Here is a 13,687-nt window from a genome sequence, read left to right as displayed (position 1 = left end):
CCCGAGCAAGGACGGGCCGTCGCCACGCCCCACCCTCGTGCACGCCGAACCGCCTGTTCAACGCCTGTCAGCGCGCTGTGGCACAGCGGTGACCGTTCCGCGACGGTGTCCGCGCCCCGCCACGGGCCGAGCGGACCGGGCACGGGAACCAACGACCGTCCGACGTCGTCCATCGCACCGACCGGACAACGCGACGCCATGGAGGTGTGTGATGAGCGCCTGGCAGCCGCTGCCCGACGATCTGCCGCCGGAGGTACGGCACTTCGTGGAGCAGTTGCGGCTCCTCAAGGACCGCACGGGGCTCAGCCTCGTCGCCCTCGGCGCCCGCACCGCCTACAGCAAGTCCTCCTGGCACCGCTACCTCAACGCCACCCAGCCCCCGCCCCGCCAGGCCGTCACCGCCCTGTGCCGGATAGCGGGCCTGGCGGGATCCGACGCCGAACGCTTCACCGTGCGCTGGGAACTGGCCGTCCGCGCCTGGCCCCGCCCCGCCACCCTGCCCGCGAGCCCCGCCGGCGCCCCGGGCGCCACGGGCGCCCCCGGCGGCGAGGAGTACGAGGACGACCCCACCCTGCCCTGGTGGGACACGCCCCCCGAGGAGGAGCGCGGCGGACGGCTGCCGGGCGGAAAACTGCTCCTGTACGCCGTACTCCTGCTCCTCTTCCTGTTGCTCGCCGCGGTCGTCGGCGCCGTCGCGCTGGGGTGAGTTGCCCCTGGGCGGGCTGATCAGGGTAGAGCCGGGTGGGATTGTCCATGTGTGGCTGCGGTGTCGATGTATTGACAAGTTTGCGGATTTGACACGGGGTTGTTCGACGAGGGCGCTAGCGTGGGCGGGTCCGGTCGGGGCAGGCGAGGGGGGCCCTCGGTGGGACACTGGACCACGGCCCGCCGGGCGTGCAACGGTGCATGTCCGCGGCTCCATGCTCCCGTGCGCCCCCACCCCGGGAACTGAGATCCTTAGTGGGCGCATCCCTTTGGGTAGCCAGAACGGGGACTCGGAACAGGGCGCCACGCGCGGGGGAAAACGCGAGGAAGACCAGCACGAACCCGGGGGAAGAGGGGGGAAGCAATGCCTCGTTGGAGGGCCTTGCCGGATGAACTCGATCCGCAGGTACGGGAGTTCGCGAGCCAGCTGCGCCGGCTCGTGGACCGCAGCGGCCTGAGCATCGCGTCTGTGGCCGACCGCACCGGCTACAGCAAGACGTCGTGGGAGAGATATCTCAACGGACGGCTGCTGGCACCGAAGGGCGCGATCGTCGCCCTGGCGGAGGTCACCGGCACCAATCCGATCCATCTGACCACGATGTGGGAGCTCGCCGAGCGTGCCTGGAGCCGTTCGGAGATGCGCCACGACATGACCATGGAGGCCATCCGGATCTCCCAGGCGCGCGCCGCGCTCGGGGAGTTCGGGGCGCCTGCGGCGAACGCCAAGGGGGGTAGGACCGCCCGCAAGGGCGGCGCCGCGACGGCGATACCCGGAGTGGCGGGACCGGCGGGCGTGGCACCGACGGTGCCACCGCAGCCGGCGGCGCCCGGCACCCTGGACTCGCGGGGCGCGGGAGATGTGCGGGACGTACGCGATCCGGCGGCGGCTCCCGCCGACGCGTCCGGCGGCTCCTCGGGGGCGTCCTCCTCCGGCGGAAACTCCTGGGGGATCGCCGGGTACCAGCGGCCACCGCAGACCGCGGCCCGGGGCGCCGGGACCACGTCACCGGCGTCGACACCGGCATCGGCCTCGTCCCCGGTGCCCGGCGGTCCCGGCTGGACACCGGGGACGCCGAGCCCGTTCGGGCAGCCGCCGCAGGGCGGGTCCGCGGGGTCCATCGGATCCGGTGGCTCGCGCGGTGACGGTGGTGGCAGGCGGCGGCTGACGATGTTCCTCGCGGGGGTCGTCGGCGTGCTGGTCGTCATCGCGGCCGTGTTCTTCCTGACCGACAACGGCAAGGACAAGAAGGACGACGACGCCAAGGCCTCGGTCTCGCCCTCGGCCAGCGTCCGGACCGACCTGCCGCCCGGGGTCAAGTGCGCGGGCGCCTCCTGCACCGGCAAGGACGCCGAGGCGATGGGCTGCACGACGGACGCGGGCGCGGTGACGACCGCGAAGACCGCCACCGTCGGCACGACCACCGTCGAGGTCCGCTACAGCGAGACCTGCGGCGCCGCCTGGGGCCGTATCACCCAGGCCGCGCAGGGCGACCGGGTCGAGGTGGCCGCGGGCACCGCGAAGGAGAACGACAGCATCACGACGGCCGGCGACACCATCGCCTACACGCCGATGGTCGCGGTGAAGGACGCGGGCGAGGCGACGGCGTGCGCGACGCTCGCGACCGGTCAGAAGGGGTGCGCCCAGTAACGCCGCACGGCAGTGCGGAGAGGCGAAAGAAGCAGAACGGCGGAAGAGAAAAGGGGGGCGGCCGTCCGGTCCGGGAGAGGGGGACCGTGGCGGCCGCCTTGTGGGGGTGCCGACTGTGCCGGACTCCCGTGGGGGTACGGTTCGCGTGCCCGAGATCGGGGCGACTATGCGTACCGCCCGCGAAATGGTGCGAGGGTTCACTCGACCGAGTGATCCGATGCCGTGAGCCGACGACGGCGAGGGCTGTGGGACGGGCCACATCGGACCCGGACGTACGCGATCCCGGATGCGCGATAGCCTGACCGGTGGATCTCTCTTGATACCAAGAGATCGATCATCTGTACGTCCCACCCGGACGCTCCACCGCCAGCTGTATACGGAGAACGCCATGACCCGCACTCCCGTGAACGTCACCGTCACCGGCGCGGCCGGCCAGATCGGTTACGCCCTCCTCTTCCGCATCGCCTCCGGCCAGCTGCTCGGCGCGGACGTGCCGGTCAAGCTGCGGCTCCTGGAGATCACCCCGGCGCTCAAGGCCGCCGAGGGCACGGCGATGGAGCTCGACGACTCCGCCTTCCCGCTCCTCCAGGGCATCGACATCACCGACGACCCGAACGTCGCCTTCGCCGGCACCAACGTCGCCCTCCTCGTGGGCGCCCGCCCGCGCACCAAGGGCATGGAGCGCGGTGACCTCCTGGAGGCCAACGGCGGCATCTTCAAGCCGCAGGGCAAGGCCATCAACGACAACGCCGCGGACGACATCAAGGTCCTCGTCGTCGGCAACCCGGCCAACACCAACGCGCTCATCGCGCAGGCCGCCGCCCCGGACGTACCGGCCGAGCGCTTCACCGCGATGACCCGCCTGGACCACAACCGCGCGCTGACCCAGCTCGCGAAGAAGACCGGCACCACGGTCGCCGACATCAAGCGCCTGACCATCTGGGGCAACCACTCCGCCACCCAGTACCCCGACATCTTCCACGCCACGGTCGCCGGCAAGAACGCCGCCGAGACCGTGAACGACGAGAAGTGGCTGGCCGAGGACTTCATCCCGACCGTCGCCAAGCGCGGTGCCGCGATCATCGAGGCCCGCGGCGCGTCCTCCGCGGCCTCCGCCGCGAACGCGGCCATCGACCACGTCCACACCTGGGTCAACGGCACGGCCGACGGCGACTGGACCTCCATGGGCATCCCGTCCGACGGCTCCTACGGCGTCCCGGAGGGCCTCATCTCCTCCTTCCCGGTCACCACGAAGGACGGCGTCTACGAGATCGTCCAGGGCCTGGACATCAACGAGTTCTCCCGCGCCCGCATCGACGCGTCGGTTCAGGAGCTGGCGGAGGAGCGCGAGGCGGTCCGCGCCCTCGGTCTGATCTGAGCCACCCCCAGGAGGGCTCTTCGGCCCCGCTCACCCCACGGCTTCTGTCACGAGCCTGCACGGGCCCTGTTCCGGTTCCATCCGGAACGGGCCCGCGCCCGTTTTCGCCGCTACCGTCAGGACAGGTGCCCGCCAGGGTGATATCGGGGGGTTCGCGATGAGCGGATGGAACGGCTACAGCTCGGGTTCCGGCGAGCGTGAGCCGAGCGAGGAGAGCGGTCAGGCGGCCTGGTCGGGAGGGCGGCCCGCGCCGCCGCCGGACTGGGCGAGCGCGGAGACCCGTACGAACGTCACGCCCCCCGATTGGGTCGCTGCCCAAGGCCGCCCGGGCGGTCCGGTACCGCCGCCCACGGGTTGGACACCACCGGCCCCCTATCCGTATCCGCCGCCCGCGCCGGCGCCCGGCCGGTCCGGCGGCGCGCGCCGGCTGCTCGTCACGCTCACCGCGACGGTGGTCCTCGGCGCGGGCGCGGGAGCCGCGTTCTGGTACGTCGACAGGGACGGCTCGACCGGGAACACGGCGACCCCCGCGACCAGCGTCAGCACGAGTGAGAGTCCTCAGCCGCAGACTTCCACCCCGCCCGCCTCGCCCCTGGCTTCCGTGACGCCCAACTCGCCCTCCCCGTCCACCGGTTACCGCCGCGCCCAGGATCCGACCGGCTACACCGTAAACGTCCCCGAGGGCTGGACCCGTCGGCAGAAGACGGGTCAACTCGCCCCGGTGGTCTTCTACGACGCTCCCGGTGACGGCCGCCAGTTGCAGATCTTCCGGATCTCGGAGGCCACGCCCGCCGAGTCCCTCGAACTGGCCGAGACCGACCCCGGGTACGGCTTCGCCAAGCAGCCCGGATACCAGGTGATCGAGCGCGATCGCGGGGACACCTGGGCCGAGTTGACCTACCGCTACGACGATCCGCAGACGGGGGCGCGCCAGATCGTCGACCACCGGTTCCGGGCGGCCGACGGCTCGCTGTACGCGATCCGTGCGGGCGGGCCCGCCGGCCTGGCGCCGGAGCGGGTGCGGGAGCCGCTCGCCATGGCGGTGCGGTCCTTCTGCCCGGCGGGTGCGCAGTGCACGTGAGCCGGGCTGTGGGGGTGCGGGTGAGTCGGGCCGCGGGAGTCCGGTGAGCCGGTCCGCGCCTACTCCAGGCCGCGCTTGCCCGGTGCCCAGAACGGCTTGGTGAGTACGGAGCGGCGCTCCCAGCCCGCCTCGCGGACGAGGATCTGCCGTACCTGCTGCACGGTCCGGGCCTCCCCGGCGACATAGGCGATCCCGCCCGGTTCGGGGGCGAGCTGTCGCACCGCGTCCGGGAGGGAAGTGCCGCCCCTGGTCAGCCAGTTGAGGCGGTCCGCGTGGGGGAGTGGGAGTCGGTCGTCGGGTGCGCCCGTCTCGACGCAGCCGGAGACGCGGGCGTCCTCGGGCAGCGCGGCCAGCATCGCGCCGAAGGCGACGGACGCCGTCTCCTCGCCGACGAAGACGTGGTGGGTGGCGTCGGAGCGGAGGGTGAAGGTGCCCTCGGGCTTCCGCAGCCGCACCTGCTCGCCGACGCCGACACCCTTCCCCCAACGGGCCCCGGGTCCCCCCTCGGAGTGGTCGAGCACGCACAACTCGACGGCGCCGGACGGGTCGTAGCGCCACACGGAGTACGTGCGAAGGGTCAGGCCGCTGACCAGGACGCGTACCTGCTGGCCGGGCCGGACGTCGAGGCCGGCGAGCGCGTCGCCCTCGACACGCAGTCGGCGCATGCGGGCGGTGATCGGTTCGGCCGCCGTGACGGTGGCGCGGAGCGTCAGCAGGTCGAGGACGGGGTTCAGGAGGGCGGCGGGCACGGGGGCTCCTCAACTGGGTCGCGCGTGAGGGAAGTTGATGATCAGATGCGACGGGATGAACGCGATAGTACGCGTTTCTCGCCGGACGCGATAGTGCGTGTGGTGGTGCGGTCGCGGTGTCCGACGACCACGATCGCCGTCGCCGCGAGGACGATCAGGGCGACCGTACGCAGCGCCGGGCCCATGCCCTGCGCCAGGTCGGGGTGGGCGGCCAGGATCGTGCCGGTGACCGCGACGCCCAGGGCGGCACCGAGTTCACGGGCCGAGGTGCCGAGCCCGGAGCCGAGGCCCGTCTGGTGCGGCGGCAGCGAGGTGACGACACCGACCGTGAGCGCGGGCATGGACAGGCCGGTGCCGGCCGAGATCACGAGCAGCCAGCACGCGTACGTCCAGTACGGGGTGCCCGCGTCGGCGGTGGACGCGCCGAGCAGGCCCAGGTCGATGAGCGCGAGACCGGTGCCGATCACCGCGCGCGGGCGGTGCGACCAGCGGACGGCGAGTTTCGGGACGAGGGCCATGCCGATCGTCAGCGGCACGATCGCGACACCGGTGACGGCGGCGCCGTAGCCCTTGATGCCTTGCAGGTACTGGGAGTTGACGTAGAAGAGGGAGAACAGGCCGAAGAAGCCGGTGGCCGTGCCGAGGGTGGCCGCGCGGAGGGTGGGGGAGGTGAAGACGCGCGGGTCGAGGAGCGGGGCGCGGGAGCGCAGGGCGTGCCGGGTGAAGGCGGCGATCAGTGCGGCACCCGCCGCGAAGGCCGTGACGATGCGCGGGGAGGCCCAGCCGTACGTCGGGCCCTCGATGATGCCGAAGAGGACGGCGACCAGACCGGTGGTCAGGAGGACCGTGCCGGTGGGGTCGAGGTTGCTGTGCGGGGCGCGGGCCGTGCGGGGTGTGGTGAGGGTGACCGCGAGGGCGAGCAGGGCGGCCAGCGGGACCATCGCCCCGAACAGGGCCCGCCAGGACAGGAATTGGCCGACCAGACCGCCGCCGAGGTTCCCCGCGAGTCCGCCGAGGCCGAGGGCGAGGGTCCAGGAGGCCATCGCGCGGGAGCGGTGTCCCGGGGCGGACAGGTGGACCAGGATCGACATGGTCGCCGGAGTGATCAGCGCCGCGCCCGCGCCGGACAGGCCGCGGCCCGCGATGAGCGTCGCCGGGTTCTGGGCGAGCGCGCTGGTGGCGGCGCCCGCCGCGAACAGGGTGAGGCCGGCGAGCAGGGCGCCCTTGCGGCCGTGCCGGTCGCCCAGGGCGCCGGCCGGGATGAGGAGTCCGGCGAAGACGATGACGTAGGCGTCGACCATCCACAGCAGTTCGGTGTGCGAGGGGTGCAGCGAGGACGAACCCAGCTGCGGGATCAGGAGGTTGATGGCGGCGACCATGCTCTGCGCGACCAGCACGCAGGCGCAGAGGGTGAGGAGGGTGGACCGTTTCAGGGCAGGCGGGGGCATGGCTCCTCCGGGGAGCTCCGGTGTGGTGTGGGATGCCCTGTCACCGTAGGCTCGGCGGTGGCCTGCTTTCCAGTGCAACCTTCGCAAGGGGAGAGTGCGTGTGACGCAATCCGCGAGTTCCGGCAGCTCAGGGGGCCTGGATCTCAATCTGCTGGTCGCCCTGGACGTGCTCCTTGAGGAGCAGAGCGTGCAGGGGGCCGCCCGGCGGCTGCATCTCTCCGAACCCGCGACGAGCCGCACCCTCGGCCGGATCCGCAAGGCGCTCGGCGATCCCGTGCTGGTGCGGGCCGGGCGCCGGATGGTGCCCACCCCGCACGCGCTCGCCGTACGGGCCGAGGTGAGCGCGGTGGTGGAGCGGGCCCGGGCCCTGTTCGCACCCGGCCGGGGCGCCGATCTCAGGACCGTCAGCCGGACGCTCACGATCATCGGGCACGACGCGCTCGCCGCCCTGCACGGCGCCCGGCTGCTCGCGCGCGCCGCCGAGGAGGCGCCGGGCATCAGGATCCGCTTCCTCGCCGAGAGCCATGTCGACGCGCCGTTCCTGCGCCAGGGAACCGCCGACCTGGAGGTCGGGGTCATCGACGCGACGGCACCCGAGGTGCACCACGAACTCGTCTACGAGGACCGGATGGTCGGCGTCGCCAGGGCCGGACACCCGCTGCTGGAGGGGGAGTTGACGCCCGAGCGGTTCGCGGGCGAGGCCGACCACCTGATCGTCTCGCGGCGCGGAAAGCTGCACGGTCCGGTCGACGAACGGCTCGCCGAACTGGGCCTGAAGCGCCGGGTGGTGGGCACCGTCGGCACCTTCCCCGCCTCACTGTTCGTGCTGCGCGACACGGACCTGATCGGCCTGATCAGCTACTGGAGCGTGCCGCTGGCCGCCTCGCTGGGCCTGGTCACCTTCGACGTGCCGCTGCGACTGCCCGTCCTCAAGCTGGGGTTGGCCTGGCATCCACGGCATGACGCCGACCCGGCGCACGCGTGGCTGCGGGACTGCGTACGGGAGTTGCTCGGGGAGGCGGGTCAGCGGGCGCCGGCCAGTCGCTTCTCGAACCAGTGGGAGGCGTAGACGTGGTCGACGTAGGCCGGGATCTCCGTGTAGCCGCACGCCCGGTACATCGCCTGCGCCTCCGTGAGCACGGCGTGCGTGTCCAGTCGTACGACGTCGAAGCCGTGCTCCACGGCCGACCGCTCCAGCTCCGCGAGGATCCGGCGGGCCAGGCCCAGGCGGCGGGCCTCGGGGTGGACCCAGACGTGCCGGATCTCGCCGATGCCGGGCTCCAGCGTCCGTAGCGCCCCGCAGGCCATCGGCCGCCCCTCCTCGTACGCGACGAAGAACGCGCCCGCGTCGCCGGTGACCTGCTCAGGGCGTACGAGGTCGGACTTGTCGAAGCCCTCCGGGAAGCGGGCGCCGATGTCGGCCGCGTAGGCGTCGAGACAGGCACGGGCGTCCTCGGCGGCGCCGTCGACCAGGGTGACCGTGATGGCGGCCAGCCGGAGCAGACGCTGCGCGGTGGCCATCGCGTGGGTGAGCTCGGCGCGCTGGGGCTCGCTCAGGTTGTCGAGGAGACCGGCCGCGAGCGCGTTGGCCCGGCGGTTCTGCTCCTTGATCTCGACGCGGCCCGCCGGGGTCAGCTCGACCCTGCGCAGCCGGTTGTCGTCCGGGTCCACGCCGATCCGGACCACGCCCTGCGCCTCCAGGGTCTTCGTCATCCGGCTCAGATACCCGGCGTCGAGCCCGAGGCGGGCGCGCAGCTCGCGCAGCGAGACCCCGCCGCCGACGCCGTTCTCGCCCCCGCCCCCGCTCTCGATCTCGAACAGCAGCCGGGCCTCGCCGAGCGGGCGGTCCTGGCCGAGGTAGTGGTCGTCGAGCGCGCCGATACGGCGGGTGAAGTAGCGGTTGAACCGGCGGAGGGTCGCCACGTGCTCCGCCGACACCGGGTCCGTGTTCTCGTGCCTCATAATTATTTGACTTTAGTCAAAGATTCCGGTTCCGTCCATCCCTGCCATTCCGCTTTCGCGCGTCCCTTCCGTCGCTTTATGCTGACGGTTTGTCAACTGAATGCCTGACAACGGTCTTTCCACGCATCGGGGGAACCGCGTGAGTACCGCTTCCTTACCTTCCTCACCTCCGCACGCCAGTGAGGCGACCCGGCTGCTGTGCGCGGGCACCTATCTGGACTCCGGCTACCGCGACCGCGTCATCGAGGAACTCCACCTCAACGAGCAGCGGATGGTGGCCCCCTCGCTCGGCTTCGACGCGGCCCGCGTCCTCGCCCACGCCCTGCGCGCCCGCCGCTACGAACTGCTGTGGGCCGGGGCCGTCATCGGCCTGTGGGTGGCGGGGGCACCGCTCAGCGGCGGGCTCCTCACCTTCTTCCTGTGGCCGGGCGTGGCGCTCGCGATCGCGCCCTGGGTCAGGGGCCGGGCCGAGCAGCCCCCGCTGTACCGGCTGATCCCGGCCTTCCTGATCCGCTGGTGGGGGCGGGTGTTCTTCGCGGTGTTCCTGGTCCTCACGGTCTTCGCCGCGTTCGACGGCGGCTCGGACGACCCGTACTCGTCGAGCTCCGGCTCCGGGCTCTCGGACTCGGCGAGCCTCGGTGACGTCTTCGTCCCGGACGCCGACGACATCGGCGGCCTCGCCGAGCCGTGGCACGCCTGGGTCACGCTCGGGGTGTTCGCGCTCATCGCGCTGTGCCTGCACGCCCAGCGCACCCAGTTCAGCCGGGCGCTGGCCGCCGAACTCTCCCCGCAGCGCTTCCCGGACGCCGCCGCCGACCCCGCCGAACAGGCCGACGGCCACCGCTTCCAGCGGCTCAAGCAGCGCATCCGGCTGGAACAGCACGCGCCGCTGGTCATGTACCACGAGGCCCGTCCGTTCTGCGGGGCGGGAACGGCGTACGACACCTGGGTGCTCGCGGTGGAACTGCGGCCGGACGAGACGCACAACCGCCGGCCGCTCAGCAACCGTGTGGTCCTGGAGCGGATCCGCCCACTGCTCGAACAGCTCCGGGTGCCCGCCGAGTACGCGGGCCCCGGCGTCCGGGACCGGCTGCGCTGGCTGGAGATCGACGAGTGCGTGTTCCTGCCGGCCGAGGGGCTGACCAGCCGGGAGCAGGCGCCGTACACCCCGCAGGCCTTCGAGGAGCACCGGGCGCGGGCGGTCGAGGAGGGCGCCGAGAAACGGCGGCACTTCCTGCGCATCCGGGTCGGCGGCTGGGAGGAGGAGCTGGTCGTCACGGTCTTCGTGCGCATCCACACGCAGGGCAGCATGCTGATGCTGGAGATCGCCCCGCACGTACTGACGCCGGTGCGGGCGGAGTTCAAGGACGCCGACCGTACGGCGCACCGGTTCCGCAACAACAACGCGTTCGGCAAGGGTGCGGCGGCCCTCGCCCTGGTGCCGGCCTCGGCGGGCCGCGCGCTGGCCCAACTCGGCCGGGGCCTGCTCTACTTCTGGCGCCTGCTGACCGGCGGCTACGCGGGCGCGCTGCCCGACGGTCCCGCGCTCTCGGTGCGCGAACTGGGCGCGGTGCCCGCCGGTTCGCTCTTCCAGGAGATGGACGTGGCCCGCTATCTGCGCAGCGTGCAGGACCGGGTCGCGAACGGCGTACGGGTCGCGCTCGCCGAATGCGGTTACGAGACCGGTGAGTTCGTCCAGAAGATCGTCAACATCAGCAACGGCGACGTGAACATCGGGCGGGTCGAGGGCAGCACGTTCGCCGTCGGCAGCCATGCGACCGCGGCCGCCTCAGCCACTGTCTCGGGCGGCCCCGCGCCGCAGAAGGGGGCGGACAGCCATGCCCAGTGAAGAACCGAACGTCAGCTTCGGAAACGTCTCGGACAGCACTTTCGCGATCGGCAGCCACGCACACGCCGAGAGCCACCATCACCATGGGGCGGCCGGGGAGCGCGACCAGGCGACGGAGGAACTGCTCGCCGCTGTACGGGAGTTGCGAGCCGACCTGGAGCGGGTGCGGGCGAGCGACCGGACGGCGGCCCTGGCGACGGAACTGGAGGAGACCGAGGCGGAGATCACCGGCACGGGCGCTGTGGGCCACGGTCGCCGCCAGCGCCTGCGCGAGTTGCTCGCCGACTCCCAGTCCCTGCTCAACGTCCTCGCCTCGGCGGGTGCGGTCGCCGCGCTGGTGGGGTTGTGAGAGGGGCGCGATGAGCGGGGGAGAGCGGTACTGGAACGAGGACTTGCAGCGGTGGGAGGAGGTGGGCGCCGGGTCGGCGACTCAGGGGGAGGGCACCGCGTCGGTGACGCAAGGGGAGGGCGCCGGGTCGGCGACGCCGCCGGCACGTCCGGTCCCACCGACGTTGCCGCCGCCTGGGCGGCCGGAGTACTTGCCGGGGGCTGGGGCGGGTGCGAGTGCCGATGCGGGGGCCGGAGCCGCGGCCGAGGCCCCGGTGGCGGATTCGGGTTCGGACGCGGGGCCCGGGAGCGAGACGCCGGGTGCCGGCCCTTTGGCGGGGGAGCCCGGCGCGGGCGCAGGGGCGGGAGCTCCCTCAGCCGGTCGGCCCGACGGCGATGTCGGTGCGGGCGCGGGTGCCGGCAGTGCTTGGCATGGGCCCGGGGCCGGAGCCGGGGGCACTGTTGTGGACGGGGGTGTGACTGGCGGACGTGCGGCCACTTCACCTCCGGGCGGTGGGGTCGGCGGGGGCGGCGGGGGCGGGGATGCGTGGTTCCCGGCGGGAGCGGCCGGTATCGCCGCGGGTGCCGGGACCAGCCGGCCTCCGGCGGGGGAGGCCGGTGCCGGTGTCGGTGACGGGGGTGCTTGGCCCGGCGTGGGGGCGGGCGGTGTCGGTGACGGTGACGGGAGTGCCTGGCCCGGTGTGGGGGCGGGCCGTGCCGGTGACGGGAGTGCTTGGCCTGCGGGGGGTTCCGCGGGTTCGGCGGGAGCCAGTGGTTCCGGGGGCTGGGCCCCGAACGAGTGGGCCACCGGGGGTGGTTGGGCGCCCGGCGTGACAACCCCCGCTCCCGCGACCGTCGGTGGGATGAATCGGCGGCTCGTATGGTCCGTGGTCGTCGGGGCCGCCGCGGTCGGGGTGGCCGTCAGTCTCGTACTGACGTTGGTCGTGGGGAAGGACGACGGCGGGTCGGACGACAAGTCGGTCGCCGGGAGTTCCGTGGGGTCGCCCACGCCCTCGGAGTTGAGCGCGTCCCAGACGCCCTCCGCCGAGTCGGTCTCTCCGTCGGCGTCGGCCTTCACGCCGCCCGCCGGGTACGAGACGTACGACGACGCGGAGGGGTTCCGGATCGCGATCCCCGAAGGGTGGACGCGCAGTACGGTCGACTCCCAGTTCGGGATCGCGGTGGTCAACTACCGCAGTGCGGACCGGACTCACCGGTTGCAGGTGTACCAGGTGTCGGAGGACTCGCCGGCCGCGTCCTTCGAGCTGTATCTGTCGGACCGGACGGGGAAGCCGGCCGGGTTCCGGAAGCTGGATCTGCAGACGCTCGACGACGGGCAGTTCACCGGTTCCCGCCTCGAATACCTGGCCGACACCATCAAGGGCGACCCGGACGTCGGCACCTGGCACGTCTACGACGAACGTTTCGTCGCGGCGGACGGCAACATCTACGCCATCGCCTCCTACGGCCCCGACTCCGACGGGCGCGCGGACGAACTCGCCCATCTGGCCACGGCGTTGACCTGGTTCTGCCCGCCCTACACCTCCTGCGGAACCGACGCCGGCCTGGACTGACGAAGGGCACCGGCGCAGGCTTACGCGGTCCCCAGTTCCTGCTGCAGCTTCCCGATGTCCACCGTGTCGTCCGGCGCGGGCGTCGCCGACGGCACCGGTTCGCCGTAGTCCGTGAAGGTCAGCGTCATGTCGGTGCCGCCGCCCTTCTGCGTGGCCTCGACCAGGCGGTGCGGCGCGGCCGAAGTGACGTACAGGACCGTCCGTTCGCCGTCCCGCGTGCCCTTCAGCGGCGTGACCTTCGTGCCGTCGATCTTCGTCTCGGTGCCCTTGGTGAGGTGGGTGTCGCTGGTGGACCCGCCGCTGTAGAGCTCCTTCTGGAAGGCGGTGAGGTCGCAGGTGCCGGACAGGCCTTTCAGCAGGGAGTCCGTTGTGGAGCCGTGGATGTAGCGGTTCTTGAAGAGTTCGGCCACCGCTTCGCCCTGGCTGCCCGGCACTTGGGACTTCCAGAACGCGGTGTCCGGCTTCATCCACACCTCCTCGCCCCGCTTGACCAGGTCGAGGGTGCCCCCGCCGGAGCCCATCCGCATCGTGCCGACGCAGTTGCCGTCCCGGTCAAGGGCCAGGTCCATCGAGGTCGGCTGGGTCCTGCTGTTCTTGGCGTCCGTGCCGCGGTCGGTCAGTTTCAGGTGCACGGAGTCGGTCTTGAGGAGGTTGTCCTTGGCCTGGTCGGCCAGTTCGTCGGCGGAGGGGCCGTCGTCGGCCACCGCGACGGCTGGGGCGACGGACAGCAGCAGGGCCGCGCTCGCTGCAGTACAGACCAACGCCTTCCTGGTCATGGCTCCACCTCCAGGCTCTGCCCCACGGGTCGGCCTCACTGCTCAGCGTACGGTTCGCCCCATTTGCCCGCATGCCCAGTGACACAGCGCACTTTCGGCCATGAATTGCGCATGCAATCGGGGGCGGAGGGCAGGTGCTCCCGGTCCCGCTGGGTGACATCCGTGTCACTCAGGGGCGCTGAACAGGAAC

The 13,687-nt window shown here is 72.3% G+C and carries 12 protein-coding genes; 8 read left to right on the top strand and 4 right to left on the bottom strand.

Going from position 1 to position 13,687, the window contains the following annotated elements:
* Nucleotides 1–211: 211 nt before the first annotated feature.
* The 4 genes from ACIQI8_RS21925 (at nucleotide 212) to ACIQI8_RS21910 (ending at nucleotide 4,812) form a co-directional block, all read left to right on the top strand.
* Complete coding sequence (locus tag ACIQI8_RS21925) at nucleotides 212–706, top strand: helix-turn-helix domain-containing protein (RefSeq protein WP_402353025.1); 495 nt, start codon at nucleotides 212–214, stop codon at nucleotides 704–706.
* 381 nt (nucleotides 707–1,087) lie between these two features.
* Nucleotides 1,088–2,353, top strand: a complete 1,266-nt coding sequence (locus ACIQI8_RS21920) for a DUF2690 domain-containing protein (RefSeq protein ID WP_402353022.1) — start codon at nucleotides 1,088–1,090, stop codon at nucleotides 2,351–2,353.
* Nucleotides 2,354–2,741: 388 nt separating this feature from the next.
* Nucleotides 2,742–3,731 carry a malate dehydrogenase gene (locus ACIQI8_RS21915; RefSeq protein ID WP_402353019.1) on the top strand — a complete coding sequence of 330 codons (990 nt, stop codon included), beginning with the start codon at nucleotides 2,742–2,744 and terminating at the stop codon, nucleotides 3,729–3,731.
* A 157-nt stretch (nucleotides 3,732–3,888) separates the two neighbouring features.
* Complete coding sequence (locus ACIQI8_RS21910; protein WP_402353018.1) at nucleotides 3,889–4,812, top strand: hypothetical protein; 924 nt, start codon at nucleotides 3,889–3,891, stop codon at nucleotides 4,810–4,812.
* A 59-nt stretch (nucleotides 4,813–4,871) separates the two neighbouring features.
* Here the strand turns inward: ACIQI8_RS21910 and ACIQI8_RS21905 are convergent, their stop codons facing one another.
* Entirely contained in the window at nucleotides 4,872–5,561 is a 690-nt protein-coding gene (locus ACIQI8_RS21905) for a siderophore-interacting protein (RefSeq protein ID WP_402353015.1), read from the bottom strand.
* Nucleotides 5,562–5,602: 41 nt separating this feature from the next.
* On the bottom strand, nucleotides 5,603–7,009 hold the full coding sequence (locus ACIQI8_RS21900; protein WP_402353012.1) for an MFS transporter: 1,407 nt from the start codon (nucleotides 7,007–7,009) through the stop codon (nucleotides 5,603–5,605).
* A 94-nt stretch (nucleotides 7,010–7,103) separates the two neighbouring features.
* Between ACIQI8_RS21900 and ACIQI8_RS21895 the strand changes: the two genes are divergently transcribed.
* Entirely contained in the window at nucleotides 7,104–8,078 is a 975-nt protein-coding gene (locus ACIQI8_RS21895; protein ID WP_402353009.1) for a LysR family transcriptional regulator, read from the top strand.
* Here the strand turns inward: ACIQI8_RS21895 and ACIQI8_RS21890 are convergent.
* Nucleotides 8,033–8,971 carry a GNAT family N-acetyltransferase gene (locus tag ACIQI8_RS21890; RefSeq protein ID WP_402353006.1) on the bottom strand — a complete coding sequence of 313 codons (939 nt, stop codon included), beginning with the start codon at nucleotides 8,969–8,971 and terminating at the stop codon, nucleotides 8,033–8,035. The two genes, ACIQI8_RS21895 and ACIQI8_RS21890, sit on opposite strands and share 46 nt — an antisense overlap.
* Nucleotides 8,972–9,071: 100 nt before the next feature.
* On the opposite strand from ACIQI8_RS21890, the gene ACIQI8_RS21885 reads away from it, so the two are divergent.
* The 3 genes from ACIQI8_RS21885 (at nucleotide 9,072) to ACIQI8_RS21875 (ending at nucleotide 12,721) form a co-directional block, all read left to right on the top strand.
* On the top strand, nucleotides 9,072–10,820 hold the full coding sequence (locus ACIQI8_RS21885) for a hypothetical protein (protein ID WP_402353003.1): 1,749 nt from the start codon (nucleotides 9,072–9,074) through the stop codon (nucleotides 10,818–10,820).
* Entirely contained in the window at nucleotides 10,810–11,169 is a 360-nt protein-coding gene (locus ACIQI8_RS21880) for a hypothetical protein (RefSeq protein WP_402353000.1), read from the top strand. The genes ACIQI8_RS21885 and ACIQI8_RS21880 overlap by 11 nt, the downstream gene beginning before the upstream one ends.
* Nucleotides 11,170–12,010: 841 nt before the next feature.
* Entirely contained in the window at nucleotides 12,011–12,721 is a 711-nt protein-coding gene (locus ACIQI8_RS21875) for a hypothetical protein (protein ID WP_402352997.1), read from the top strand.
* Between the two features lie 20 nt (nucleotides 12,722–12,741).
* On the opposite strand, the gene ACIQI8_RS21870 is transcribed toward ACIQI8_RS21875, so the two are convergent.
* Nucleotides 12,742–13,497, bottom strand: a complete 756-nt coding sequence (locus ACIQI8_RS21870; RefSeq protein WP_402352994.1) for a hypothetical protein — start codon at nucleotides 13,495–13,497, stop codon at nucleotides 12,742–12,744.
* Between the last annotated feature and the right edge of the window lie 190 nt (nucleotides 13,498–13,687).

It is taken from the genome of Streptomyces sp. NPDC092369, from assembly GCF_044755245.1.
Classification (GTDB): Bacteria; Actinomycetota; Actinomycetes; order Streptomycetales; family Streptomycetaceae; genus Streptomyces.
This window is presented reverse-complemented; position numbering and strand designations above follow the sequence as displayed.

What these genes read in the sequence shown, in the direction of transcription:
- ACIQI8_RS21925 (WP_402353025.1), top strand. Translation starts at nt 212, where the DNA reads ATGAGCGCCTGGCAGCCGCTGCCCGACGATCTGCCGCCGGAGGTACGG.
- ACIQI8_RS21915 (WP_402353019.1), top strand. Translation starts at nt 2,742, where the DNA reads ATGACCCGCACTCCCGTGAACGTCACCGTCACCGGCGCGGCCGGCCAG.
- ACIQI8_RS21910 (WP_402353018.1), top strand. Translation starts at nt 3,889, where the DNA reads ATGAGCGGATGGAACGGCTACAGCTCGGGTTCCGGCGAGCGTGAGCCG.
- ACIQI8_RS21900 (WP_402353012.1), bottom strand. Translation starts at nt 7,009, where the DNA reads ATGCCCCCGCCTGCCCTGAAACGGTCCACCCTCCTCACCCTCTGCGCC.
- ACIQI8_RS21890 (WP_402353006.1), bottom strand. Translation starts at nt 8,971, where the DNA reads ATGAGGCACGAGAACACGGACCCGGTGTCGGCGGAGCACGTGGCGACC.
- ACIQI8_RS21885 (WP_402353003.1), top strand. Translation starts at nt 9,072, where the DNA reads ATGCCTGACAACGGTCTTTCCACGCATCGGGGGAACCGCGTGAGTACC.
- ACIQI8_RS21880 (WP_402353000.1), top strand. Translation starts at nt 10,810, where the DNA reads ATGCCCAGTGAAGAACCGAACGTCAGCTTCGGAAACGTCTCGGACAGC.
- ACIQI8_RS21875 (WP_402352997.1), top strand. Translation starts at nt 12,011, where the DNA reads ATGAATCGGCGGCTCGTATGGTCCGTGGTCGTCGGGGCCGCCGCGGTC.
- ACIQI8_RS21870 (WP_402352994.1), bottom strand. Translation starts at nt 13,497, where the DNA reads ATGACCAGGAAGGCGTTGGTCTGTACTGCAGCGAGCGCGGCCCTGCTG.